Genomic DNA, 24740 nt, shown 5'->3' with positions numbered 1-24740 from the left:
GCCCTCTAGGCCAGCGCTGTGGGTATAAAACATCGACAGGTTTTACCAAGAGATGATGTTTTATTCATATACTGATAAGGGAAGCTCGTGAGCGCTTCCTTTTGTATTCTCGGAATCTCTTGCTATGTAGAGGGTTGTTTATGCGGCATTCGGGGGCGTTGTTTGTTTGGACCCGCCAAATTTTTATCACTCTCAGTGTGGGCCTGCTGTTATTCATCAGCTCTGACGCGTCACCCACTCACGGTGCTGAAGAAGAACGCCAGAAACCCGTCTTAAAAGTGGCTAACTCCCATGCTTGGCGTCCATTTTCCTATCTTGATAAAAATCAACGCCCCAAGGGGATATTGGTTGATTTTTGGCAGGAATTTGGAGAGCGCAACGGTTATCAAATAGAATTTCTATTAACCGACTGGCAACGCTCGATTGATTTAGTACGCACAGGCCAAGCCGATGTCCATGCAGGTCTACTTCAATCACCTGAACGACGTGAGTTTATGGATTTCGGTACCCCGCTTTTCGCGATCGATACACAAGTGTTTTTTAGTCAATCCATGATGGGGACATCGGCCGATTTTGTCCTTTCTGGTGATACCGATCATGAGATTGGCGTTGTACAAGGTGGTTATGAACAAGAGTTTATGGAAGCGTCTTTTCCCTCGGTGACCTTACGGCGATTTCCTAATAACCAAGCAATGCTCAATGCGGCGTTAATTGGCGACATTCAAGCATTTGTCGCCGATCTGCAAGTGGCTAATTATCACCTTTACACCACGACTAACCAAAATCTATTTATCCCCGTCAGACACCTGTATACAGAAATGCTGTATGCCGGGTTTGCGAAAGGAAAATCTTCCTTAATCAATCAAATAGACAATAAATTCACCTGGCTTGACGACGATACAAAGCGCCAATTGTTAAACCGATGGGTTTATTACGATGTAGAGACCGTCTACCCCACATACTTATTTCCGTCTTTAGTCGCGATCGGTATCCTGATCGCAATGAGCTATATTTTCTTGCTCAAAAGAACGGTTAAACAGAAAACTCGGGCGTTACAAGCCGCTAACGATTTACTTCAAGAGCAAGCAATCACAGATTCACTAACCCAGCTCAATAATCGTCGGTACTTTTATCAATATCTTTATGGCATGGAAAAAGGTAAGCGTGGCACTTCGCTGATGGTCTTTGACATTGATGACTTTAAAGCCTTTAACGACGGGTTTGGCCATGCACATGGTGACGAAGTGATCTGTTTTGTGGCCCAGACAGCTAAAAATCTGCTACCAAATGATGCCGTCATCGCGCGTATCGGCGGAGAGGAGTTTGCGGTGCTTCAGTACTTTTCAACCGCTGATCGTGCCCTAGCACAGGCAACACTTTTGTGTGATGAGATTGCACGGCAAAGTTTAGCACTTTTCGATCACTCATCCAGGCCAGTCACCATCAGTCTGGGCGTGGCTTATTACCCCAACGGCATGCCCCACAGTGAGATCGTTGATGCTGACAAAGCGATGTACGAGGCAAAAAATCAAGGCAAGAACAGCGCTGTGCTGAATATCATCAAGTAGAGGTGGCGGCTACCCCATGAGTAGCCGCAAAATAGAGACAACTAAACAGTTTTTTGGTTAGCTAATAAAGAGAAGACACGTGTTAGCAAACGGATGCGAGGTTCAATCGAATCAAGCTGCAAGTACTCCTCATCACTATGAAAGTTTGCACCAACGGGGCCAAAGCCATCCAAGCTTGGGATCCCTAATGCAGCAGTATTGTTAGCGTCTGAGCCACCCCCTACCGCTTTCCAATGAATGGGCACTTTTTCATCAAAAGCTGCCGTTTCAACCAAATTCATCAAGTGTTCCGTTTCAATCGAGGGAACCATCGCTGGTTTGTAGGCTTCGCGAGCCAATTTAACGGTGACATCTGGCGTATAGGGGTGTAAGGCGCGACCACGAATGGCTTGATCAATGGCATGATAAGCATTGTTATCCCAGAACCTGACATCAATCAGGGCTGACGCGCTTTCCGCAACGATATTCGCTCCTGTGCCACCCTCAATGACACCAGCGTTAATGCTCGTTCCTGCTTCTATATCCTTCATACTATCGAGCGTTACCAGCCAATGAGCCAGCTCGGTCACAGCACTGCGCCCTTTTTCCGGCTCATTCCCCGCGTGCGCCGCTCGACCTGATATGGCAATTTTATAGCGCGCCATGCCTTTGCGTGCTTTCACTAACCCCCCATCGGCCCGGGCAGCTTCAGCAACCAATACATATCGCGCTTGGCGTGCCACCGTTTCGAGCCACGCGCTGGAATGGATGGATCCGACTTCTTCATCTGGATTCATACACACACAAATGCTCAACTTATCACGATCATCCATGGGTAACGCCCGCAAGGCATAGACGATATTGAGCAACCCTGATTTCATATCAGACACTCCAGGGCCGTGAGCAAAGCCCTCTTCCACATGCATGGGACGCTCAGCCGCCGTGCCTTTAGGGAACACCGTGTCCATATGACCAATCAACAGCACATCAATATGTCGATTAGTTGGCTGGTTGCGGATCTCCAATCCGATCCCTGCCTCACCACACTCCACCCGCTTGATATGCCAGCCTGTCATTTGCTCATACTTGTCAGCCATCAGAGCCGCGATCACCTCAATGCCTTCGCGTTGAAACGTGCCACAGTCGACATTGACCAAGGGAGCTAACTCATCTAGGTAGCGTTGCAAAGAAAATGTCATCATGCCTCCTAAAGTAAAAGATTCATCACCCACATGGCTCCAAAGGCATTAAGAATAGAAATGCCGACCATAATGGGGATATAACGGCCTTCTGTACCAATCGGGCCCATGACACGGCCGATGTATTGCACTTGTGAGCCCATTAAATAGATAGCGGGGACGAGAATCGCGATGTGGGTCCCGGTGAGAATGCCCTGATCAAATAAGGTGATCACCACACCGACAGCGCCGCCCATTGACATCCAGGCGCCCATGAGCACGGCAGCCGCTTCTCCGGGCAACCCAAACACCGCCATCACTGGCGAGAACACCTCGCCCATCAACCCCAATAACCCGGTAATTTGGAGTGCCTTGATAATCACAAACGCCATGACCACATTGGGGACAGTCGAGGTCGTCGCAATCTGCCAACCTTTTTTCGCCCCTTCGACAAAAATGTCAGTGATCATGGGCTTACTGCTAGAAGACTGGGTCATGATGCATGCTCCTCTTGATAGGATTGAGATTTGTCTCGCTGTGGCCCTTTACCCTCGGTGATATTGAGGTAGACACGAAACACATTGGCACCGATGAACTTAAACAAGAAGATCACCCCAATCGCGAGACCGATCGATGATGTCACCGCCAGCGAGCCATCAGTCATGGTCAAAGTAAAAAGCACCGCCCCCGACGAGAAGAAATTGACAATGGTCGCGCCTGCGGTGAACTGAAACATGGTGAACACATCGGTTTCACGCTTCGTCAAGTAGCCCTCATCTTTCAGTTGGCGGGTCATCGCCGCCCCCGCATCGGTGCTTTGCATGGAGGCAATTAATGCCAACCCTGAGTTGCCGGGAATACCTAATACCGGCTTCAGTAGCGGGGTTAAGAGTTTGCGCGCCGCATCAAGCGCACCGTAGTGTTCAAGTACACTAATCATGCCTAATGCAAACATCACCGTTGGAATTAAAGTCAGCGCAAAGATAAAACCATCGCGGGCGCCACTGCCTCCTTTACCACGAAGTGATGTGGTCACAGCCTCAACCGACCCATCGGCGGTGGTCGTGACTTGGTAAGCCACCTGTCCAAACGAACCGTTTAAAGTCGTGAAATCAAATACGCCATACCATTGGTTGGATTGTAATAAGCCGGAGAAAAACACCACGGCAAATATCAAGGCAAGGTAACAGCCCCAAGTCACATGGCGGCCTGTATCAGTAGGATGCGTCATCGTTGTTAGCCCTCACACTCAATCAACATTGACATAATGATCGGCGTGCAGACGCGAGAAAAGATTGATAATTATCAAGTTATGTCATATGTGAAAATGAATTTTTCACATAATATGTGCTCATTCAACCTCTGACATTTTTATCTCAACATATTTGCTATCACTGTGAGCTGATAGACTGAAATAACTCGTTTTATCTGTCACTAATGAAAAGAAAACTCGCATCTATAACGATAATAAAAACCTGATATAAAGATTAGTTTAACTAATAAAAAAAGCGCCCAATGGGCGCTTTTTTAGTGAAAGGCATACGGGTTGGTTAACCCACCAAATTATAAAGCAATGCAGAAATCGCCAGCATACCCGTCACAAAGATAAAGTAAGTACCCGCTTTGCCACGATACTGCGCCAGTGCTTTGACTTTATAGGCAGCAACAGTGGGCATGATAAACAGGATCATCGCAATCACGGGTCCAGAAAGCGCTCCCATCATATCGAGGATGCTGGGGTTGATCACCGCACACCACCAAATGGCAAAGAACATCACGACCACGCCAAGCTTGTCAGCCTTTTTATAGGTCAGCTTGCTGTGTTTGGTGACCAAGCCGTTCAAGCTTTCACGAGCGCCCAAGAAGTGGCCTAAAAAGGATGACGTAATCGCAATAAAAGCAACCAGTGGCCCTAATGTGCCGATAAATGGATTTTTGGTGACATTAGCAAGGTATGAAAGCACCGACACATTTTGCGCTTTTGCTTCCGCCATTTGTGCTGGTGTGAGCGTCAGTATGCACGAAAAAACAAAGAGCAAGACAAAAGCAACGAGCATCACCCCAGCACGCTTCAGTATCTGTTCTGATTTTACACGCGCATCGTCACCATAATGGCGGCGCTGAATGTTAGCAAAGCTAGAAATCGCCGCCGCATGGCTGAACGAAAAAATCACCACAGGCACGGCTAACCACAGATTCATCCCCAGCTCGCCCATCGCAGGCATAGCCAAGTTAGGTGCCTGCCATGACGGTACCAAATAGAAAGATAAAAACGCCAAGATAGCAACCAGAGGGTAAACCATCGCCGCGAAGGCGCGCAGCATCAGTCGTTCACCGCCAAGCATAATTGCGATCATGCCAGCCACTAACACACCAGAAAGCATCACACGGTTTGGCGACGCCCACCCAAGTTGATTAACCAAAAAGCTATCAACTGTATTGGTCAGCCCAACGCCATATATCAACAAAATGGGGAAAATAGAAAGGAAATACAGCACGGAGATTAAACGGCCTGCATGGCTGCCGAAGTGCTCGGCAACCACATCGGTGAAATCGGCATCTTTGTGGCGCGACGACAACACAAAACGTGCTAGGCCTCGATGAGCCATAAACGTCATCGGAAACGCCAGAACGGCCATAATCATGAGCGGCCAAAAGCCTCCCATACCAAGATTAATCGGGAGGAATAGGATCCCGGCCCCGACCGCTGTACCGAACAAGCTGAGAGCCCAATGGGTATCATGTTGGGTCCAACGGTGCGATACACTTTTTGAGGAGATATCTATAGTCTGGTTCACGTCAAACTCTCTTAGTTATAATATTTTGTGCGGTTGCATACTATCGAGTTCGGCTTAAAGTATCACATAAATGTAATAGATATATGTCCCAATTGTTTTGTTAAAAACTTGTCATATAGACTAGTTGTAATTCTCAAACCCAGTTTTTAATGCTTATTTTTAGCGAAAAACAAAGCATTAAACACTAAATTATCAACCGAAGTTAGATTGATTGAATTGTTTGCAAAATAATGCAACAACCACATTTTCGTTCGCGACATGTTGACAATGTGTAACAACTCATCTCTCAAGTTTTGATGATAAATTATTCATCTGTTACATCTCGCTCGCGTGAGTAATTAGCAAGGGCGATCACACGCTGTAAGTGGCAAGGCGTTTATCCTGTGCTGACCAACGTGTTCTCCAACTCCGCGATTGCTTACGCCAATACCACTAAAAAGCGCGGCTTTGTGCCGCGCTTTATCGTCAGGTCATAAAACGGTTTCGGTCATAACGCGACCGCCTTAGCTACAGCGCCTTAATATCGCGCTGTCACACTGACACCGTTAAAAGCAGTGTAACCATTAAGCATCACGTGATAGCGACCGTTTTGTGTGCTTTGTACCGTACACACTTCACTATTGCCGTAGTTGTATGGACGGCAGTTCCAGCTATTTAAAGTTGGTTTCGCCCCATAGCGTAGGTACAAATCTGCATCGCCTGAGCCACCGCTGATATTGACCGTTAGACGTTGCCCCGCGTCAACATCAACGTAAAAGAAGCGCTGCGTACCTTGTGCCCCAGCAATACCCGTGACTGGCTGGCCATTTTTGAGCTCATTTTTTGGCCCTGGCGTCGGGTCACAATCAGGCTCACAGCTGCTATCCGCTTGGCTGTAGAGGAGTTTGTTAACCGAACCGCGAGGATCATTGATTTTACCAACGCTAGCACGGTTGCTAATTAAGCTCTCAACTTGTGCTGGCGATAAGCTGCTGTTTTCTTGTAAATACAAGGCCGCAACACCGGCAACATGAGGTGTCGCCATTGACGTGCCACTGATGGTGCGATAACCACCGTCATACCAAGCAGATTTGATTTGCGAGCCTGGTGCAAAAACATCAAGACAGCTGCCCCAGTTGGAGAAACTTGAGCGGCTATCGCTGCTCGTGGTAGACCCCACGGTGACGCCACTTGGCTCACGGGCTGGCGAGCTGTTACACGCATCGGCATTGGAATTGCCGGCCGCCAACATAAAGCTCACACCCGACTGCACTGCACTGGCAACTGCACGATCCAGTGCGGTTGATACACCGCCACCCAAGCTCATGTTTGCCACCGATGGTCCACTGGCATTAGCAGCCACCCAATCAACCCCGCCAATCACACCGGACGTTGAACCTGACCCACTACAACTCAGTACTCTCACCCCAACAATGTCGACATTTTTAGCGACGCCGTATTGACTACCGCCGATGGTGCCGGCCACATGGGTGCCGTGACCATTACAGTCTGACGCGTCATTATCGTTATCAACAAAATCATAGCCAGATCGAGCACGACCGCCAAACTCAACATGTGACGTTGTCACGCCAGTGTCAATGACATACGCCGTGACCCCTGTGCCGTCAAAATTGGTGTTGTAATTGTTATCCAAAGGCAGGTTGCGTTGGTCAATGCGATCCAGCCCCCACACTGGGTTGCTCTGGTTGGCGTTTGGGGTGATCACCGGGTCCAAGGAAATCGTCTTGTCTTGCTCGATAAAATCAACTTGCGCGTCCATACGTAGCGCGCGCAGTTGCTCTGGCGTCAATTTGGCCACAAAGCCACTCAGCGAGCGATCAAACACTTTCTCAACTTTAACCGCGTGTTGGTTGACCATGCTTGAAACCGTTTGCTGCGTGAAGGTTTGTCGCGCTTGTGGGTCGTCGCTGAGCGTCATCGGTTGTTTGAATACCACAATGTATTGGTCCTCAATCCCCTGATTGTCTGACGCAACAACGAGTGGCGCTAGCGTTTGCTGCTGAGAGATCGCTTGTTTACCTTCTTCCTGTTTTGCGAGCGCTGCAGGCGATGCAGCGACGAGTGCAGATGCGATACAGCAGCTAAGAACATGCTTTAACATATTGTATTCCTTACAATGGTTAAACGTATCAAAAATAAATTGCCTACAAATAACAACAAGCACGCTTATAAAGCTATGCACTCATACCGATTTTTTCCGTAGTGGAAACCGCTTTATTTATGCTACCTATCAGTATTATTAACCATTGCATCATTAACATTTAATTTAACTTTATGTTTACAAACTGTTTGTTCGCACAGGTCATAAACACTTAGCACTTTTTTACCAGACATGGTTGGTTAGCGGTTCTTTGACATTCTTCACAACTAAGATGAAAGGACAGATACATGTTCAATAGGAGGGTGATATTTATTAGAACAAAAAAAGCCAGCGACAGTGCACTGGCTAGGGGGATCACATTGTTTGATATCCGCTAGGTTGACTGCTCGTGGATCAGTACTCCCCCTTCAAGCGCTCCCACGAGTACATTGGGTATACTCGCCTCTTCTGTCGTGACAGCAATACGCGTACCGGGCCCAATTGCAGAAATAGGGGCTGCCATCATCAAGGGGCCAAGCTCTTTGTCGTAACCCAACTTCCATGATGGCGCGGCAGCAGCATGGTCATTGGCATACAGTCGACATTTATTTCGATCCGGCTCAATCAAGCAATCAATACCGTACTCCACGTCATCGTAAAAAAAGGACCACTGGTAATAGCCTGCATTAACACTGCAAGGCGTTTTGATAAAGCTCAGCGCCTCGGAGCTATCTTGAGTAAGGGTAAGAAAACGCTGCGCATCTGGCACCATTGCCAAATACCCTAGTGATTGTCCGTTTGCATCGGTGACCGCCAGTTTTACCTCTTGCTCAATCATTGCGCGCTCATGATCGCCAATGTCTGGCAACATGGAATCGGGTTGTACTGAAAACGCCATTGTGTCGCTCCTTTGGTTGCTTCGCACCACTTTTAACAGTTATGTAACAACCAAAGATATAGATCAATTTCTCGGAAAAGTTTAGTGATGCGTCCAATCACTCGAATGCGTATGTATTCATATTGCGCTTCCTCACAATGAAACTATGTTGCCTAGCGCATCAGCCACCAGCGCATTAAGCGTTTGTACCAGCGGTTGTACGGGGGTTTGACTAAAAAGCTGGTGTCCCATTTATCGCGGGTGAGGACGGTTTTACTGTGGCTAAAGGTATAAAACCCTTCAATCCCGTGGTAGTGCCCCATGCCGGAGTCGCCAATGCCGCCAAAAGGCGCATCTTCGGCAGCGACATGGAACAAGGTTTCATTAATCCCCATACCGCCGGCGTGAAGCTGTGTGGTGACCTGTGTACGTTTCTCCGTGTCATTACTCATCAAATACAAAGCGAGCGGTCGTGGACGCGCCTGAATATAACGCAGTGCCTCAGAGAAATCTTGATAGGTAACCACAGGTAGGAGCGGGCCAAAAATCTCTTCTTGCATCACCCGCATATCATCGGTGACTTGAGTCAGTAGCTGAGTTGGCCAGCGTCGTTTTTCCGCGGTCGGCACGGCTTGCTGGTCGAGTGCACACCAGCGACGCGCACCCTTATCGCGCGCATCTTGGAGTGTTTCTTCTAGCCGCGTCGCTTGGGGTTGATTAATGATCTGGCTGTAATCTTGATTGACCTCAAAGTCAGGATACATAGCACGAAATGCGCGTTGATAGGCGTGGATAAAGGCTTCTTGACGATGTTCAGGGCAAAGCACATAGTCGGGGGCAACACATATCTGCCCGGCGTTTAAACACTTTCCGTAAATGAGCCGCGAGACGGCGACGTCCATATCAATCTGATCATCGATAATCACCGGTGATTTCCCCCCAAGTTCGAGGGTAACCGGTATCAGGTTATCGGCCGCGGAAAGCATCACCTGCCGTCCAACTTGGGTCGAACCAGTAAAAAAGAGGTGGTCGAATTCTAATTCGGTAAAGCGGCGTGACACTTCCACTTCCCCTTCAATCACCGCCACTTCGTGACGGCTGAACACATCAGCGATTAACTCACGTAACACTCGATTCGTCTTGGGCGTAAATTCCGACAGCTTAAGCATCACCCGATTGCCTGCCGCCAACGCACAAATAAGTGGACTTATTGCCAGCATAATCGGGAAGTTCCAAGGTACGATGATCCCAACCACCCCTTTCGGCTGCTGGTGCACCATCAGCTTAGTACCTAGCAAGGTAACCCCCGGACGCCGTTTTTGCGGCTTCATCCATCGCTTCAATCGACGGCGCGTGTAATCAATCTGGTGAAGCAGAGGAAGAATATCGGCAATTTCAGTATCAACAGATGCACGGTAACCGTAATCGTCGCTAAGTGCTTGTTGCAATGCGGACACTTTCTCTTTAAGTGCCTGACGTAAAGCCATTAATGCCTCAACGCGATGCGCATAATCAGGAAATGGCCATTGAAGTACGCTCGCTTTTTGCTGATCAAATACCTCACGCATCGCTCTTACGTCTTCCAACCACTGTGATCCAGATTCTGTCATTCGCGCCTCCTGATTATCATCGTTGTTCGCTCTAATCATCCATTGATGACACAGCCAATCATTTCGCGCAATAGCGCATGGTGTCGTTAAACCGCATTGCTCACTGAATTAAAACAGATCGATATCATGATAATGATCACAATAGTTTTTATTTTTCCTCAATCTTTGTGAGGAATAACGAAAACGCAACAAAAAGTAACACGTATTTCACGAACCAGCTATAACATACGCCTCGCCTAACAAATAAGACAATAAGGTCCGTTCACTTAAACAAGCTGAGTGGACGTCATCACTGTCCCAACAATAGACGAATGAGCAAATTAAAACGATGAAACGATCCCAAGACATTACCGATGCAGTTGGTCAAACGTTCTCGATCCGTGTTAATGGCGAGACGGTTCCAGCCATCGCCGGCGAAAGCGTGCTGAGCACCTTGCTCGCAAGCAATATCCGCGCGCTATCTAAAAATGACTATGGCCGATTAGCCAGTGCCTATTGCGGCATGGGCGTATGCCATTGCTGCACACTGGAAATCAACGGCCGCCATAAGCAACGTGCCTGCCAAGTCGCCGTTCAACCGGATATGGCTGTCCGCACTGAAGCTAACATAGTGGTTGAAAGCCAAGCACTTCAAAACCAAGCACTTCAAAACAAAGAAGTTGAAAATACGGATCTCGACAGCAACACCGTCGAGCAAGGAGAACCCCATGTCTAAGCCTGTTGTCATTGTCGGTGCCGGACCTGCTGGCCTCTCTGCTGCAGTCACGCTTGCCAAGCATAAAGTCGCTAGCATTATTGTAGATGAAGCGCCAAAGCCCGGCGGTGTTGTCTATCGTGGTCCATGGCGTGATAGCGACGCTCTACCTCACTTGGATGACAAATGGAAGGCCACGTCACAATCGCTGCGCGAGCAATATCGACAACATCAGGATGTGATTGACCTGCGCAGCTTGACGCGAGTGCTAGGACCAATGGCTGACCAACACCTACTCACCGCGCATGAAGAGACGCTATCGACCATTGAGTATGAGCAGTTGATCATCGCCACCGGTTGCCAAGAGCGCAGCATTCCGTTTCCAGGCTGGGATATGCCCGGGGTAATGCTGCTGGGGGGGATCCAGCTACAAATCAAAAGTGGTTTGGTTCGTCCCGGTCACCGTTGTGTAATCACCGGCACAGGGCCTTTGCTTGTCTTGGTTGCTTGTCAGCTTCACAAAGCCGGTTGTGATATCGCGGGTATTTACGAAGCGGCGCCATTCAAAGAGTTAGCACGTGAAACGCTTGCGCTGCTCAATCGTCCACAACTCGCGTTGGATGGTCTCTCCATGATGATGTATCTCAAACGCCATCATATCCCAATGCATTACGGTTGGGGCGTGGTCAAAGCCTCTGGGGATTCGCAAGTCGAGCAAGTCACTGTCGCACCGTATAGTAAAGACTGGCACCCAGATGTTAGCCGTGCAGAAACCATCAATGCCGATGTGCTCGGTGTTGGTTACGGGTTTACGGCACGCTCTCAGCTCGCGCAATTAATCGGACTTGAAATGCAGTACGATCATATGAGTGGGGCGATTCCGCTCGTGGACGACTGGCAACGTGCCAGTCTCGACAATGTTTACTGCGCCGGTGATACCGTGAAATTTGCAGGTGCAGAAGCCGCTATGTTGGAAGGAAAGATTGCGGCATACGCCGCACTGAAAGCACGCTGTATTTCAATGCCTAATCTTGACAATGAATTCAAGGCTCTGCGTCACCAGCTCGAAAAGAGCTACCGTTTCCGCAAAGGCTTTGATACGGCAGGCTACCGTCGCCCGGGCCTACTCAGTTTGCCGGAAAAAGACACGGTGATCTGTCGCTGCGAACAAGTGAATAAAGCGGACATTGATAACGCTATCAACCAAGGCGTGAAGGATGTGATCACACTTAAAATGCGGACTCGCGTTACCATGGGTGACTGCCAAGGTAAAACCTGTGCGCACTATTGCTACGACCGGCTCAATGAGAGCACGACGTCGCCTCAGCCTTTGATTCGCCCTCGATTCCCGCTCGACCCTATTCCTTTTGCAGCGTTGGAGGATGACGCATGAAACAGTACGACATCGTAATTTGTGGCGGGGGCGTCATTGGCGCCTCGGTAGCTTATCATTTAAGCCGTGAGCGCGACTTATCTATCGCCGTTGTGGATTATAAATATCCGGGAAACGCCTCTCGTGCCTCAGCCGGTGGCCTGTGGGCAATGGGCGAGTCAACCGGCCTCGGCTGCGGCGTCATCCTGTTTAAAACCCTCTCTAAGCAGATGCAAGAAAGCGGCGAAGATCGGTCACCAGAAATAAAGCCTCATATTATGCCTAAGCCATTTTTTGATATGGCGATGCAGTCTAATCAGCTTTATCCCGCGCTGTATGATGATCTGATGACCCATCACGGCGTAGATTTTAAGTTCGAGCGGACCGGTCTGAAGTTTGTCATGTTTGATAAATACGACAAACTCTATGCTGAGCACATCGCGGAAGCGATTCCTGATCGCCAAGCCCATGTCCGTTGGGTGTCTCAAGACGAACTTCACGCGCAGGAGCCCAACGTTTCACGCGATGCCATTGGTGCGATGGAGTTTGAAGGGGATCACCAAATTAACCCGTATCGCTTAAACGAAGCCTATTTAGAAGCAGCACGCCAAAATGGGGTTGAACTGTACCTCAATACCAAAGTGACCGGTGTCGTCCGACAAGGTAACCGCGTGGTCGCGGTCGAAACAGAAAGCGGTAAGCTTGGCTGTGGCACCATGATCAATGCCGGTGGCGCATGGGCGGAAAAACTCAGCTTGTGGGCAACCGATATGCCAATGCCTGTCTTCCCGGTCAAAGGGCAAGTGATCGTCTCCGAGAAGCTACCTAAGCTCTTAAACGGTTGTTTGACGACCAGTGATTGTTACATCGCCCAAAAAGATAACGGCGAAGTCCTGATTGGCTCAACCACCGAAGAGCGTGGCTTTGATACCACCACTGACATGAAGTACATCAAACAACTTGCACAAGGGGCAATGAAGTCTATTCCCGAGCTGAAAAAAATGAACATCAAACGCTGCTGGGCAGGCTTGCGCCCAGGTTCGCCAGATGAATTGCCAATCCTCGGTGCGGTGCCAGGCATTGAAGGTTACCTAAATGCTTGCGGTCACTTTCGTACAGGTATGCTAACCTCCGCGATTACTGGCCAAGTGATGAATGAACTGATTCGTGGTGTCCCAACCTCCATCGATCTCGCACCTTTTTCTTATCAACGTTTTTTAAACACTGAAGGACGTATGATAGGTAATTACCATTTAGACGTTGCCCTTCCCTGATCGAGCAACGCTGTCTCCTCTAAACGCCCTGATAGTCGGTTTCTCACTGTCGGTTTCTGACTGTTGGGGCGATATAAAGCGCCGATCTTTTGTTACAAGCCTGTGATTTAGACACTGGTTTTCCTCGAAAATTAGCGCGATAGCCCACAGAACATTGCTCGATTGATGCACAAATATTGTCGCTTTGCTAATCACAGGCTTATACTGAAACAAACTTAGGTTAACACCAGCTTTGTTCGCTGTTATCGAAAGGAAATGTGGTAGGCATGAATGACGAGCCAACAAAAAACGAAATACTAACGGAAAGTGGTACGAATGAGCTCGAAATCATCGAGTTTCACCTCATGAAGCAACTTCCTGACGGCAGTACTAAAACCTGTTATTACGGTATCAACGTCGCCAAGGTTCGCGAAGTGATCCAAGTCCCTGAGACAACCGATTACCCCAACGCGCAATCACAAATGATTGGTGTTTTTTCATCACGCGACAAACTCACTCCACTGATTGACCTTGCAGGCTGGTTAGGTGTACCGACACGGCCAGAGAAAGATAACAAGTTCGTGATTGTCACCGACTTTAATAACATGACCAACGGCTTTCTGATCGATAGCATTAGCCGGATCCACCGTATCTCCTGGGAAGCGGTTGAATCCCCCAGTCAATTTTTAGAGGCGGGCGAACAAGATTGCGTGGTGGCTGTCGTACGTAAAGACAAAAACCTGATCATGATCTTGGATTTCGAAAAGATCATTGCCGACATCAACCCTGAATTAAGTATGGAAAAATACGATGTCACTCAGGACAGAAACGTCAATATTTCCGAGTCCAGCGCGAAAAAACGCGAGGCAAAAACCGTCTTGGTGGTGGACGATTCCGCATTCATCCGCAGCTTAATTGAAAACACACTGCGTTCAGCCGGCTTTAACATTATCTCTGCCAAAGATGGGGGTGAGGCCTTTGAAAAACTGACAGAGTTTGCGCGTATTTCCAAAGACGAAGGCGTATCGGTTAATGAGTTCGTTGATGCGATTGTGTCAGATGTAGAAATGCCACGTATGGACGGTATGCACCTCATCAAACGTCTTAGAGAAACAGATACCTACAAGACGATGCCCATTATTATGTTCTCATCGATTATGAGTGAGGATAACCGGACAAAAGCCTTACAACTAGGTGCTAACGATACCATTACCAAGCCCGAGATTGGCCGTATGGTGAGTCTAGTGGACAAGTACGTGTTTGGTGCCCCCCTCGACGATTAACGCCTCATTGAACACAGCGCAATACGCCGAGAAAAAAGGCTGCCGCAACGGGCAGCCTTTTTATTTCATTCACGCCATTTTACTCACACGATCACCGATTAGAGATCAATGATGCGTTGCGCGCGACTCTGTCTGACGCGTCCTTTGGTAAGCGTGACCTGAAAAATAAGCCTTAGCAGCCTGGTTCACTTTCGGGGCCAATAACAGACCAGAGACCATAGTAGGAACAGCCATCAGCCCATAAGCCCCGATAAGAAATAAGAACACCACATCCAGCGATAACACCGCGCCCAATACTACGAGCGATAGATACAGGTATTTATAATATTGGCCCGCTTTCTCGCCGAATAAATACACAAAACATTTATAGCCGTAGTACCAAAATGTAAACACGGTCGTAAATGATAAGACCAGGACTTGTGCCGCTAGAAGCCACGCGCCCGGTGCACCAAATGCGGCTTTAAACGCAGCCATAGTCAGGCTCACACCTTGCATTCCGTCCGCTTGATCGAGCACGCCCGTGACCAAAATTACCAATGCAGTACAGCTACATACAATCAAGGTATCAATGATAGGACCAAGGCTGGCAACTAAGCCCTCACGCACCGGTTCATTGGTTTTGGCTGCACTGTGGGCCATCACTTCAGTCCCAATCCCTGCCTCATTAGAAAAAGCACCACGGCTCACGCCGACAATAACCACACTGATTAAGCCGCCGAACATGGCGTCTGGCGAAAAAGCACTCGTAAAAATTGATTGGAAAACGGCAGGGACACGCTCAGCATTGATCGCTAAGGCTGCGATCGCCATCACCATATAACTACCCGCCATCAGAGGCACCAGGGCACCGGCAACATCAGCAACACGCTTCAAGCCACCCCAAATAACCATACCGACAAAAATCGCGAGAACAATGCCTAACGCCCAAGAAAACGCACTGCTCTCCAGCCAAGCGACACCCGGAAACAACTGTGTTTGCACCACAGCACCAAGCTGGTTAATTTGGAATGACGGCACAAACCCCATCAAGCCTGCAATGGCAAACATCACCGCCAGCCATTTGAATTTAGGCCCCAAACCATGCCGCACCGTGTACATTGGGCCGCCGTGAACATTGCCATTCGCATCTTTGTGGCGATACATGACCCCAAGTGTGCAGGTATAAAACTTGGTCGACACCCCTAATAATGCCGTTAACCACATCCAAAAGACCGCGCCAGGCCCACCCGCACTAAGCGCCAGCGCTACACCGGCAATATTACCAAGACCCAGCGTCCCGGAGAGTGCCGCCGCTAGCGCCTTGCGATGAGACAAGTCACCATGACCACTGCCGTCATCCACTTTACCAGTCAGTAACTTGATACTGTGTGCCATATAACGAAATGGCGTAAGCTTGCCATAAAGAGTAAAGAAAACCCCACCGCCGACCAATAAGATCAGCATCGGTTTACCCCAGATAAAACCGACAAACGCATTAATCCATTCTTCAATCATGTTTTGAATCCTTTCCTGATGCTTGGCTAATTACTTTGCTCTCTAAGCCATGGCCTAGTCGATGCACGCCAACCAGCAAAATAATTAGATCATAAAGCAATAAAAGCTCACTGACGTGACTAAAAACCCATTCAAACTAAGTCCAAAAAGAATGCCAGGCGATAAAAACCCTGTACATACGTGATATTGATCTCATAAAAAATGGACACACATGAATAATTATCAAAACAATTTGATTTGAACACGAACAAATAAAAGAAATGAGTGAACGGCTGATTTAACCCTACTGTCAGTCGGTGTTTAGTTAGCGCGCCATTCGCTATACTCCGCGCGTATTTTTTATCCCACCACCCATGCACTGGATTTACGCTCCAGCCAGCAAGAGGAAAAAACATGTCCACGTATGTTATTTGCGCCCTATACAAATTTGTGACACTTGAGGATTATCAGTCTCTTCAAGCACCACTCCTCGATGTGATGGAAAGCCATCAGGTTCGCGGCACATTGCTCCTTGCCAATGAGGGGATTAACGGTACCGTCGCAGCATCACGAGAAGGCATGGATGCACTGTTTGCTTGGTTTAAAAAAGACGCTCGCCTCGCCAATATCGACTACAAAGAATCGTATGAAGACAGCCAACCATTTAGTCGCACCAAGGTAAAACTAAAAAAAGAAATTGTGACCATGGGCGTTGAAGGCATTGACCCACGCCAAAGTGTAGGCACCTACGTGAAACCGACAGAATGGAACGATCTGATCAGCGATCCTGAGGTGCTTGTCATTGACACGCGGAACGACTACGAAATCGAGATTGGCACCTTTGAGCGGGCCGTTAACCCACATACCGATAGCTTCCGTGAATTCCCTGACTATGTCGAACAGCAGCTTGACCCTAGCACGCACAAAAAAGTTGCCATGTTTTGTACTGGCGGGATCCGCTGTGAAAAATCGACCGCTTTTTTGAAAGAAAAAGGCTTTGATGAGGTGTATCACCTAGAAGGCGGGATCCTTAAGTACCTCGAAGAAGTGCCTGAGAGTGAGAGCTTGTGGAACGGTGAGTGTTATGTCTTTGACAGCCGTGTTGCCGTTAATCACGATTTAGAGCGAGGATCTTACGCAATGTGTAATGCCTGTCGCTTGCCCATCACGCAAGCGGACATGGAAAGCGAACACTATGAGCAAGGTGTCTCTTGCCCTAAATGCATCGACAAACACACCGACGCGCAAAAGGCGGCGTTTCGAGAGCGAGAGTACCAAGTCCGTCTTGCACGAGAACGCGGTGAACAGCACGTGGGTGGAGAAGCAAAAAAAATCATCGAACAACGTCGAGAGTTAAAGAAACAGCGGCAACGCCAACAGAGCCAAAAAAAGAAAGTTTAATCGCAATAACGGCACGCAATCGCGTGTCGTTTTCATTCTGATATCTGTCACGGCTACGCTATAGTAGTATCTCCCTTATTATTGCAGCCTAATCGGTCAACGACGGGGGTGTAACGTTCAAAGGAGTGAACTTGCTGATTGGTCCCTTATACAGTGTCGTCGCAATATGCTTAACCATTGCAGGATGGCTCGCCTCCAATGTCTTCCTTACGCTGCTATTAACGTGGAGTGCCGCCGCCTTTTTGGCCGTGAGTGTTGCTTACTGGCGCAATCAGCCTCGCCTGTTTAGGAAACGGCAAACAGGGCAATTACCTCGCCTTATCCAGTATTTTTTTGCCCCTTTCTTTGCCTGCTCCCACCTATACAATCGCTGGGCGAGACAGCGTGACACCATGCCTCCAGTACAACAGGTCGCTGCAGGATTATACGTGGGCGCACGGCTGACCGACCGAGATATTCCCGACCTTCATGCACGAGGAATTAAGGGAATTTTAGATGTGACAGCCGAATTTGAAAGCTTAAACCGCTTTACCCAGTCACACACGATCTCCTATTTATCCGTACCCGTACTTGATCACGCATACCCTTCCCGCAGCCAGCTGATGCGCGCATTACAATGGCTCCATCATCAACGACAGCATCACCGTGACGTTGTTATCCATTGTGCATTAGGGCGAGGTCGATCAGTCATGGTGACAGCGGCTTATCTCTGGGCGCTTTCACCCAGCAAGCAACTGGATGACGTGCTCAATGACATTAAAGCCATCCGTCCTAAAGCTCATCTTAACCGACGTCAACGACGCGCTCTCCTGCGCTTCCAGCAAGAGGGCACCTTACGGCTAGAGCGCCCCATCGCCTGGATAATCGCCAACCCTGCAGCAGGCGGAAAAAAATGGCGAAAGTATAGTGACTACATCCAGACGTACCTCAGTGAAGGCTATCGCTTGGTGGTCCATCAAACACGCCATAACCGTCGCAGTTATCAGCTCGCCTGCCGAGCGATTTCTCAGCACGCGGATATTGTTATCGCGGCAGGCGGCGATGGGACCATTAATGCCGTCGCTCGGGCGTTAATAAACACCGCCACACCTTTAGGTATACTTCCCCTCGGAACCGCAAATGCCTTGTGTCATGCTCTATGGGGAATAAAAACGAAGCTCTTAAATATTGACGCGGCCTGTGATGTGATCCTAGATGGTAGCCCTCGAATTATTGATACCGCTCGCTGTAATGGTAAAACAGTTTTATTGGTCGTAGGCATTGGATTCGAACAACAAATGATCCGACACGCGGCCAGAGCGCAAAAAAATCAATTTGGCCAATGGGCCTATTTACAAGGTCTATTAGGCGCAGTCAGCCGTAATCAAACCATCGACCTACGCGTCAGCTTTGAGGATCAAGCCCCTCAGCCTATTCGCACCACTAGCATGGTGATTGCTAACGCCGCACCGATGACGACATTATTAGCTCAAGGACGAGGCCAGCCTAATTATATTGATGGTCATTTGGATGTCACATGGTTAACACCGAGCATGAGCAAAGCGGATACCGCCCTCTCGTTGGCCGAGTTAGCATTGGCAAGTCTTTTTGAAACACGTTTAGGGCGATTTACCCATTATCAACAAGCCACTCATGTCAGCTTGCATGCCTCAAGGCCTATCGACTATGTCATTGATGGCGAGCTTTATCATGATCGTAAATTAGATATCCGTGCTCAGCCTCAATCACTCTCTATTCTCTCCCCACCATGGGCAGACGATGACGAATCGGATGACAAGTCTTGATATTGCTGGAGTTTGTTGTAGAGCGTTTTAGGGCTGATCCCAAGCACCGTGGCCGTGCGTTGACGGTTACCCTTATAGCGCACAAGCGCTTGTAAAATTGCGACTTTTTCTAACTCCGCGAGTGTTATGCTTTCAGGCAGCACCAACGCCTCAACGGCTGTCGGCTGATGACCCGCAAGCACGTTGGCGGGTAAATCAGACGCTTCAATACATCCGTGGCTTAATAAAAAACCATGCTCAATAGCGTGTTTGAGCTCGCGAACATTTCCCGGCCAATGGTAGTGCTTAATTGTATCTAGCGCTTGAGTGCTAATACTGACTTGCGTTTGGTGACTGTGATTAAGTTCAGCTAAAAAGTGCGTAGTTAGGGCACCAATATCATCTCCTCGCTCTCTTAACACCGGGACAGTGACCACAAATTGAGCCAAACGATAGTAGATATCCTCGCGCAGTTTGCCTTCTCGGATGGCTTGCAGGGCATCTCGGTTAGTAGCAGCCAAAAGACGTACGTTGGCTTTTTGATTGTGGGTCGAACCCACAGGACGATACTCACCTGACTCCAGCACCCTAAGTAGCTTTACCTGCAATGACTGCGGCATCTCGGTGATCTCATCAAGAAACACCGTCCCACCTTCAGCCTGATAAAAAATCCCTTGGTGATCTTGGTGAGCGCCGGTGAATGCCCCTTTGACATGGCCAAACAACTCACTTTCGATCAATTCTGGGCTCAGTGCCCCACAATTGACTGCCATAAAAGGAGAGTCGATTTTTTGGCTTAATGTATCCGGCTCACCCGCGCTATAGGAGCGACCTAAGCTATGTAGCGTTTTCGCTACGTGCTCTTTGCCTACCCCACTCTCTCCGACGATAAACACATTCGCATTGGTTGGGCCAAGCCGTTGAAGCTGACGGTACAGCGCCAGCATCGGGCTTGAAGCGCCTAATAAATAGCCGTACTGATCCGCCTGGCTAGTGACAACGGGCTTACCCTTTGATGGCCGCCCGCTATCTCTGTGTATCCGCTCAATGAATAGACTGTGGAATGCCTGCTTATCGATAGGGCGCCGAAAGACAGTCGCCGCCATGTCTTGAGCACGATGATTCCACGCTGGCAAAGGGATACCGTCAGTCAATAAAACCCATTGCGTGTGAGTTAGCGTCTCCATCATCACGAGCAAGTCGTTGGTACATAAGCCCTTGTCGTCAACATCTAACACTACCCAATCAGGTGAATCAGTCTCGCAAGCCGTTAATAGCGATGCGGGTGTCTCAAACCACGTCAGTCTTGTTTCAGATAACGTTTTAGAAGTCGACGTGAGTACGTCAAGCAACGATGCCTCTGACGGCTGGGGGAGATAAACGAACAGGTGCGGCGTATGCATAGGATACCTTTTAAATAATCTCTATTGCCTCACACTGCCATATATGAAACGTATAATTAAGCAATAATTACCGAATGGTAGGAAATAATTACACAAAAGCACAAGTAAAAAATCACCAAATATTAAGTAAGCTATTGAAATTAAATATTTTTAAAAGTTGGCACAGGTTTCGCAAGTATCTCGCACAGCAGCGCCACAACGTTGCTCACATTCATCGAATAAGGAGGGTTTAATGAAGACGACTCAACAAGGTCGATTTCATCCTTTATTTGTATCATTGGGGTTAGCACTTGCACTGAGTGCCTCAACCGCACACGCAAACAGCGGTGATAATCAGTGGCAAGATCAAGCAAAAGACGCGTGGATTGATGGCAAAGCTGAATCCATGCTAATGATCAACACTAACCTAAACAACTTTGATATCAACACAGATGTAGAGCAAGGCGTCGTTATTTTAACGGGGAAAGTAGACACTGAGTTAGATAAGAGTTTGGCCAGTGGCCTTGTGCGCCAAATTGAAGGCGTGAGTAAAGTGAAAAACGACCTCACGGTCTCTCGCTCCGCCAGTCAAGCGGCAGACTTAGGACAAGCCGTCGTCGACACAAAAGTAGGCGCAGCATTAAAAACAAGCTTGATACTTAACCCCGACATTAGCGGAACCAATATTGATGTATCGGTAGAAGAAGGCGTCGCCACCTTATCCGGACAGGTCAAAAGTGATGCCGCTCGTGATCTGGCGATCCTAATGGCGGAAAACGCACAAGATGTTGAGCGTGTCATTGATGATCTTGAAGTCAAAGAAAATGCCTAGCGTAATAGACGACGATTTGACAAGGAGATAATATGCAACGCCAAGAAATGATAGACAAATTGCATCACCGCTTACATGATTGGAACCAAGAAATCGATAAGCTGGAAGCTAAAGCCAGTGTGGCATCAGCGAATGCAAAAGCCGATTATCGTGACTCTATCGAGCATATGCGAGCGCGAAAAGAACAAGCGAAAACGCGTATTGATGAGTTGCAAAATGCCAGCGATGACGCGTGGGATGATATCAAGCAAGGTGCCGAGCAAGCACTCTCATCGCTGAAAGAAGCGTATGATTCGGCCAAACATAAATTCTAATATTCATTACGTTCTGATAGAGAATTAAAGCACATATAGTGACAATACATACCCAATTAATCGCCGCTCTCATCGGAGCGGCTTTTTTTTGTCTCTATGTTAAGGTAAGGCTTTCGATCAGCCAAGGAGAGGGATCATGCAAGCTCGCGCGCTTTTTATGGCCATATTGAGTGTTTTCGGCGCGATGTGCGCGATTCAATTCGGTGCCTCATTTGCCAAGCAGTTATTTCCTCTCGTCGGCCCTATCGGCACTACGGCCTTACGCGTCGGGTTTTCCGCATTAATATTATGGCTGGTCTTCCGGCCATGGCGTCAGTGGCCACGAGGGCGACATTGGCGAGCTATTACCATTTATGGAAGCTGCCTGGGTGGCATGATGATGCTGCTGTATCTATCTATCGAGACTATTCCACTTGGCATCGCTGTCGCACTCGAATTTACGGGGCCCCTACTGGTCGCGTTGCTTTCTATTCGTCGCGCAAGAGATAGCCTGTGGGTTGTCCTCGCAGTTGGCGGTGTAATCACTCTTCTGCCTGATTTGTCAGGAGTTGATGCGCTCGATCCTACTGGGGTTGCCTATGCATTAGCTGCCGGTGGGTGTTGGGCTGGCTATATTCTATTTGGCCAAAAGGCAGGAAACTTAGCCCCTGGCGGCGGAACAGTAGCACTAGGAATGAGTATCGCCGCCCTCTACCTCGTGCCAGCCGGCTACATTGCTACCGAGGGCGCCATATTCCAGTGGCAACTGCTGCCATTGGGTATCGCTGTTGCACTCATTTCTAGCGCTATCCCCTATTCGTTAGAAATGATTGCACTACGAAACATGCCTAAGCAAACCTTCAGTGTCATGATGAGTTTAGAACCTGCTGTCGCCGCAATGGCAGGGCTATTGGTTCTGGATGAGCAACTTGCACTTCGCCAATGGCTGGCGATTGGTATGGTGATCACAGCATCCTTAGGCAGTACCTTGTCTGCAAAACGCCACTCACCTAAAAAATAAGCGCCACACGTCACAAAAAGAGCGCCAATCGGCGCTCTTTCTCTGTTTAGCTCGCTTCGCTAAGCGGTAATGCGTGTACACGCACACGTTGTTGTTCAATATAGTGCCCGATCGCGTCGGATTGCTCCTTTGTCAAATATAGACCGAGCTTGGTACGACGCCATAACGCATCCTCGACATGCTGAACAAACTCATTCTGGATCAAATGGTTAATCTCGATTTGATACACCCCATCAGCAAACTGGTGTCCCATGCCAGCTTCATTGGCACACCCTTTCATTAATAAGTGCGTGCGCGTGCCATAGGTATCAACAAACCGTTGTGCCGTGTCGTTACCCAGCCACGGATAACGTTGTTTTATTGAAGCCGCTAAATCGTCACGGGTACAGCTAAAGTCACCACCCGGCAAAGTACCATTCGCGGTCCAAGGTTGACCCATATTGGAAAAGAATGGTTCCAGTTTACGCATCGCTGACTCTGCGAGTTTCCGGTACGTAGTGAGTTTACCTCCGAAAATAGAGACAAGTGGTGCCTGATTTCCCTGTTGCTCCAGTTCGATCGTATAGTCGCGGGTCATCGCTTGTGGCGAATCGGACTCATCATCACATAATGGGCGAACACCACTGTAGCTCCATACCACGTCGGACGATTGGATTTGATGGGTAAAGTGCTGATTCACGACATCCACCAAGTAATCAATTTCGGCATCATCAATTTTGGCCGCACGCGGATCCGCTTTGTGCTCAACATCTGTGGTCCCAATCAGCGAAAACTTGTCAAGATACGGGATCACAAACACGATGCGTCCATCGTTATTCTGTAAAATATACGCTTGCGGATCTTGGTGAATGCGTGGCACAACAATATGTGAGCCTTTGATCATACGAATACCGCGCGGTGATTTTTCGTGAAGGCTATCATCGTAAAATTGTTTCACCCAAGGCCCGGTTGCATTGACCAAAGCCTTCGTTTTACGCTCAAAGCGCTCACCCGTGTGTGCGTCTTCCAAGGTTACACGCCAGATAGTATTTTCACGCTCCGCCGTGACGACTTTGCAATAGTTACGGACTTCACCGCCTTTCTCTTTAGTGAACTGAGCGTTAAGCAGTGTTAGACGCGCATCATCCACCCACGCATCAGAGTACTCAAAACCGATCTTCATTTCTTTTTTCATGTAGCCGGTTTTACGGAGATCAACTTTATGGCTGCTCGGCAAGGTAGAGCGTTTACCCAAGTGATCATATAAGAATAAGCCACAGCGGATCATCCATGCGGGGCGCAGATAAGATCGATGCGGCAACCGGAATCGCATGGGGAAAGCAATGTGTGGCGCTTTGTTAATTAACACTTCGCGCTCAGCCAGCGCCTCCGAGACAAGACGAAACTCATAATGCTCAAGATAGCGTAGTCCACCATGAATGAGCTTAGAGCTCGCTGACGAGGTTGCCGATGCGAAATCTTTAGCATCGTACAATCCAACATTCAGTCCACGCCCCGCCGCATCTGCAGCGATGCCTGCACCGTTGATGCCGCCCCCAACCACTAAGATGTCGAGGAGTGCGTCTTGATGAGTATTATGCGTAGTCATTATTAGCCGACCTTGTTCAAATATGAGCGAACGAACATTTATTGATGAGGATAACTGTATATCAACTTTCGTTTTCGGTCACTATTAATGTTCGAAAATTTATTATCGAGTGTGACAAGTGTAGAATAAGTGTTATTAAAATGCGTACGTTGTGAACTGTTCAGCCGGTATAAACGTAATCGAGGGTCATCCAGGGTTGAATCGTGCTCCAAAGAGCACAATCAGTCGCCACGCGAGAAGGCATAAAAAAAGGCGCGAAAACGCGCCTTTAGAGAGTGGAATGTCACCAAGAAAC

Annotated in this window: 20 protein-coding genes; 10 read left to right on the top strand and 10 right to left on the bottom strand. The window is 48.6% G+C overall.

From position 1 onward, the window contains the following. Positions 1–140: 140 nt before the first annotated feature. The gene (locus BUQ98_RS14815; protein WP_074214561.1) at positions 141–1568 is read left to right on the top strand and encodes a transporter substrate-binding domain-containing diguanylate cyclase; all 1428 of its coding nucleotides are present in this window, start codon (positions 141–143) and stop codon (positions 1566–1568) included. Positions 1569–1609: 41 nt separating this feature from the next. Here the strand turns inward: BUQ98_RS14815 and BUQ98_RS14810 are convergent, their stop codons facing one another. From BUQ98_RS14810 to BUQ98_RS14780, 7 genes are all read right to left on the bottom strand, one after another. Further along, entirely contained in the window at positions 1610–2746 is a 1137-nt protein-coding gene (locus tag BUQ98_RS14810; RefSeq protein WP_074214560.1) for a M20 family metallopeptidase, read from the bottom strand. An 8-nt stretch (positions 2747–2754) separates the two neighbouring features. Then, positions 2755–3222 carry a YjiG family protein gene (locus BUQ98_RS14805; RefSeq protein ID WP_074214559.1) on the bottom strand — a complete coding sequence of 156 codons (468 nt, stop codon included), beginning with the start codon at positions 3220–3222 and terminating at the stop codon, positions 2755–2757. Beyond that, a complete protein-coding gene (locus BUQ98_RS14800; protein WP_074214558.1) occupies positions 3219–3956 on the bottom strand; it encodes a nucleoside recognition domain-containing protein in 738 nt (245 codons plus the stop codon). Before BUQ98_RS14800 ends, BUQ98_RS14805 begins: the two co-directional genes overlap by 4 nt. 319 nt (positions 3957–4275) lie before the next feature. Further along, complete coding sequence (locus BUQ98_RS14795; RefSeq protein ID WP_074214557.1) at positions 4276–5523, bottom strand: aromatic amino acid transport family protein; 1248 nt, start codon at positions 5521–5523, stop codon at positions 4276–4278. A gap of 517 nt (positions 5524–6040) precedes the next feature. Continuing rightward, the gene (locus BUQ98_RS14790) at positions 6041–7624 is read right to left on the bottom strand and encodes a S8 family peptidase (RefSeq protein WP_074214556.1); all 1584 of its coding nucleotides are present in this window, start codon (positions 7622–7624) and stop codon (positions 6041–6043) included. A gap of 373 nt (positions 7625–7997) precedes the next feature. After that, a complete protein-coding gene (locus BUQ98_RS14785; RefSeq protein WP_074214555.1) occupies positions 7998–8501 on the bottom strand; it encodes a hypothetical protein in 504 nt (167 codons plus the stop codon). Positions 8502–8653: 152 nt separating this feature from the next. Further along, positions 8654–10090, bottom strand: coding sequence for a coniferyl aldehyde dehydrogenase (locus BUQ98_RS14780; protein ID WP_074214554.1), 1437 nt, complete (start codon positions 10088–10090; stop codon positions 8654–8656). 328 nt (positions 10091–10418) lie between these two features. On the opposite strand from BUQ98_RS14780, the gene BUQ98_RS14775 reads away from it, so the two are divergent. The 4 genes from BUQ98_RS14775 to BUQ98_RS14760 all read left to right on the top strand — a co-directional run bounded on the left by BUQ98_RS14775 (position 10419) and on the right by BUQ98_RS14760 (position 14692). After that, positions 10419–10805 (top strand): (2Fe-2S)-binding protein, encoded by a 387-nt coding sequence (locus BUQ98_RS14775; protein WP_074214553.1) that lies wholly within the window; start codon positions 10419–10421, stop codon positions 10803–10805. Continuing rightward, positions 10798–12177 carry an FAD/NAD(P)-dependent oxidoreductase gene (locus tag BUQ98_RS14770; protein ID WP_074214552.1) on the top strand — a complete coding sequence of 460 codons (1380 nt, stop codon included), beginning with the start codon at positions 10798–10800 and terminating at the stop codon, positions 12175–12177. The genes BUQ98_RS14775 and BUQ98_RS14770 overlap by 8 nt, the downstream gene beginning before the upstream one ends. Continuing rightward, the gene (locus BUQ98_RS14765) at positions 12174–13430 is read left to right on the top strand and encodes an NAD(P)/FAD-dependent oxidoreductase (RefSeq protein WP_074214551.1); all 1257 of its coding nucleotides are present in this window, start codon (positions 12174–12176) and stop codon (positions 13428–13430) included. Before BUQ98_RS14770 ends, BUQ98_RS14765 begins: the two co-directional genes overlap by 4 nt. Before the next feature lie 266 nt (positions 13431–13696). Next, complete coding sequence (locus BUQ98_RS14760) at positions 13697–14692, top strand: chemotaxis protein CheV (protein ID WP_074214550.1); 996 nt, start codon at positions 13697–13699, stop codon at positions 14690–14692. Between the two features lie 105 nt (positions 14693–14797). Here BUQ98_RS14760 and BUQ98_RS14755 read toward each other — a convergent pair whose 3' ends face one another. Then, positions 14798–16186, bottom strand: a complete 1389-nt coding sequence (locus BUQ98_RS14755; RefSeq protein WP_074214549.1) for an alanine/glycine:cation symporter family protein — start codon at positions 16184–16186, stop codon at positions 14798–14800. A 393-nt stretch (positions 16187–16579) separates the two neighbouring features. Between BUQ98_RS14755 and BUQ98_RS14750 the strand changes: the two genes are divergently transcribed. Further along, the gene (locus tag BUQ98_RS14750; protein WP_074214548.1) at positions 16580–17566 is read left to right on the top strand and encodes an oxygen-dependent tRNA uridine(34) hydroxylase TrhO; all 987 of its coding nucleotides are present in this window, start codon (positions 16580–16582) and stop codon (positions 17564–17566) included. 131 nt (positions 17567–17697) lie between these two features. Then, complete coding sequence (locus BUQ98_RS14745) at positions 17698–19350, top strand: diacylglycerol kinase family protein (protein WP_074214547.1); 1653 nt, start codon at positions 17698–17700, stop codon at positions 19348–19350. Here the strand turns inward: BUQ98_RS14745 and BUQ98_RS14740 are convergent. Then, a complete protein-coding gene (locus BUQ98_RS14740) occupies positions 19287–20732 on the bottom strand; it encodes a sigma-54 interaction domain-containing protein (RefSeq protein WP_074214546.1) in 1446 nt (481 codons plus the stop codon). The genes BUQ98_RS14745 and BUQ98_RS14740 overlap by 64 nt on opposite strands. A gap of 232 nt (positions 20733–20964) precedes the next feature. Here BUQ98_RS14740 and BUQ98_RS14735 point away from each other — a divergent pair, with 232 nt between their 5' ends. The 3 genes from BUQ98_RS14735 to BUQ98_RS14725 all read left to right on the top strand — a co-directional run bounded on the left by BUQ98_RS14735 (position 20965) and on the right by BUQ98_RS14725 (position 22857). Next, positions 20965–21543 carry a BON domain-containing protein gene (locus BUQ98_RS14735; protein WP_074214545.1) on the top strand — a complete coding sequence of 193 codons (579 nt, stop codon included), beginning with the start codon at positions 20965–20967 and terminating at the stop codon, positions 21541–21543. Positions 21544–21575: 32 nt separating this feature from the next. Continuing rightward, positions 21576–21857, top strand: a complete 282-nt coding sequence (locus BUQ98_RS14730; RefSeq protein WP_074214544.1) for a sll1863 family stress response protein — start codon at positions 21576–21578, stop codon at positions 21855–21857. A 136-nt stretch (positions 21858–21993) separates the two neighbouring features. Further along, positions 21994–22857: an EamA family transporter gene (locus BUQ98_RS14725; protein ID WP_074214543.1), complete on the top strand. Its 864-nt coding sequence runs from the start codon at positions 21994–21996 to the stop codon at positions 22855–22857. Between the two features lie 46 nt (positions 22858–22903). On the opposite strand, the gene glpD is transcribed toward BUQ98_RS14725, so the two are convergent. After that, complete coding sequence (glpD, locus tag BUQ98_RS14720; protein ID WP_074214542.1) at positions 22904–24445, bottom strand: glycerol-3-phosphate dehydrogenase; 1542 nt, start codon at positions 24443–24445, stop codon at positions 22904–22906. Between the last annotated feature and the right edge of the window lie 295 nt (positions 24446–24740).

Source organism: Salinivibrio sp. ES.052 (genome assembly GCF_900141775.1).
In the GTDB taxonomy this organism is placed as follows: domain Bacteria; phylum Pseudomonadota; class Gammaproteobacteria; order Enterobacterales; family Vibrionaceae; genus Salinivibrio.
This window is presented reverse-complemented; position numbering and strand designations above follow the sequence as displayed.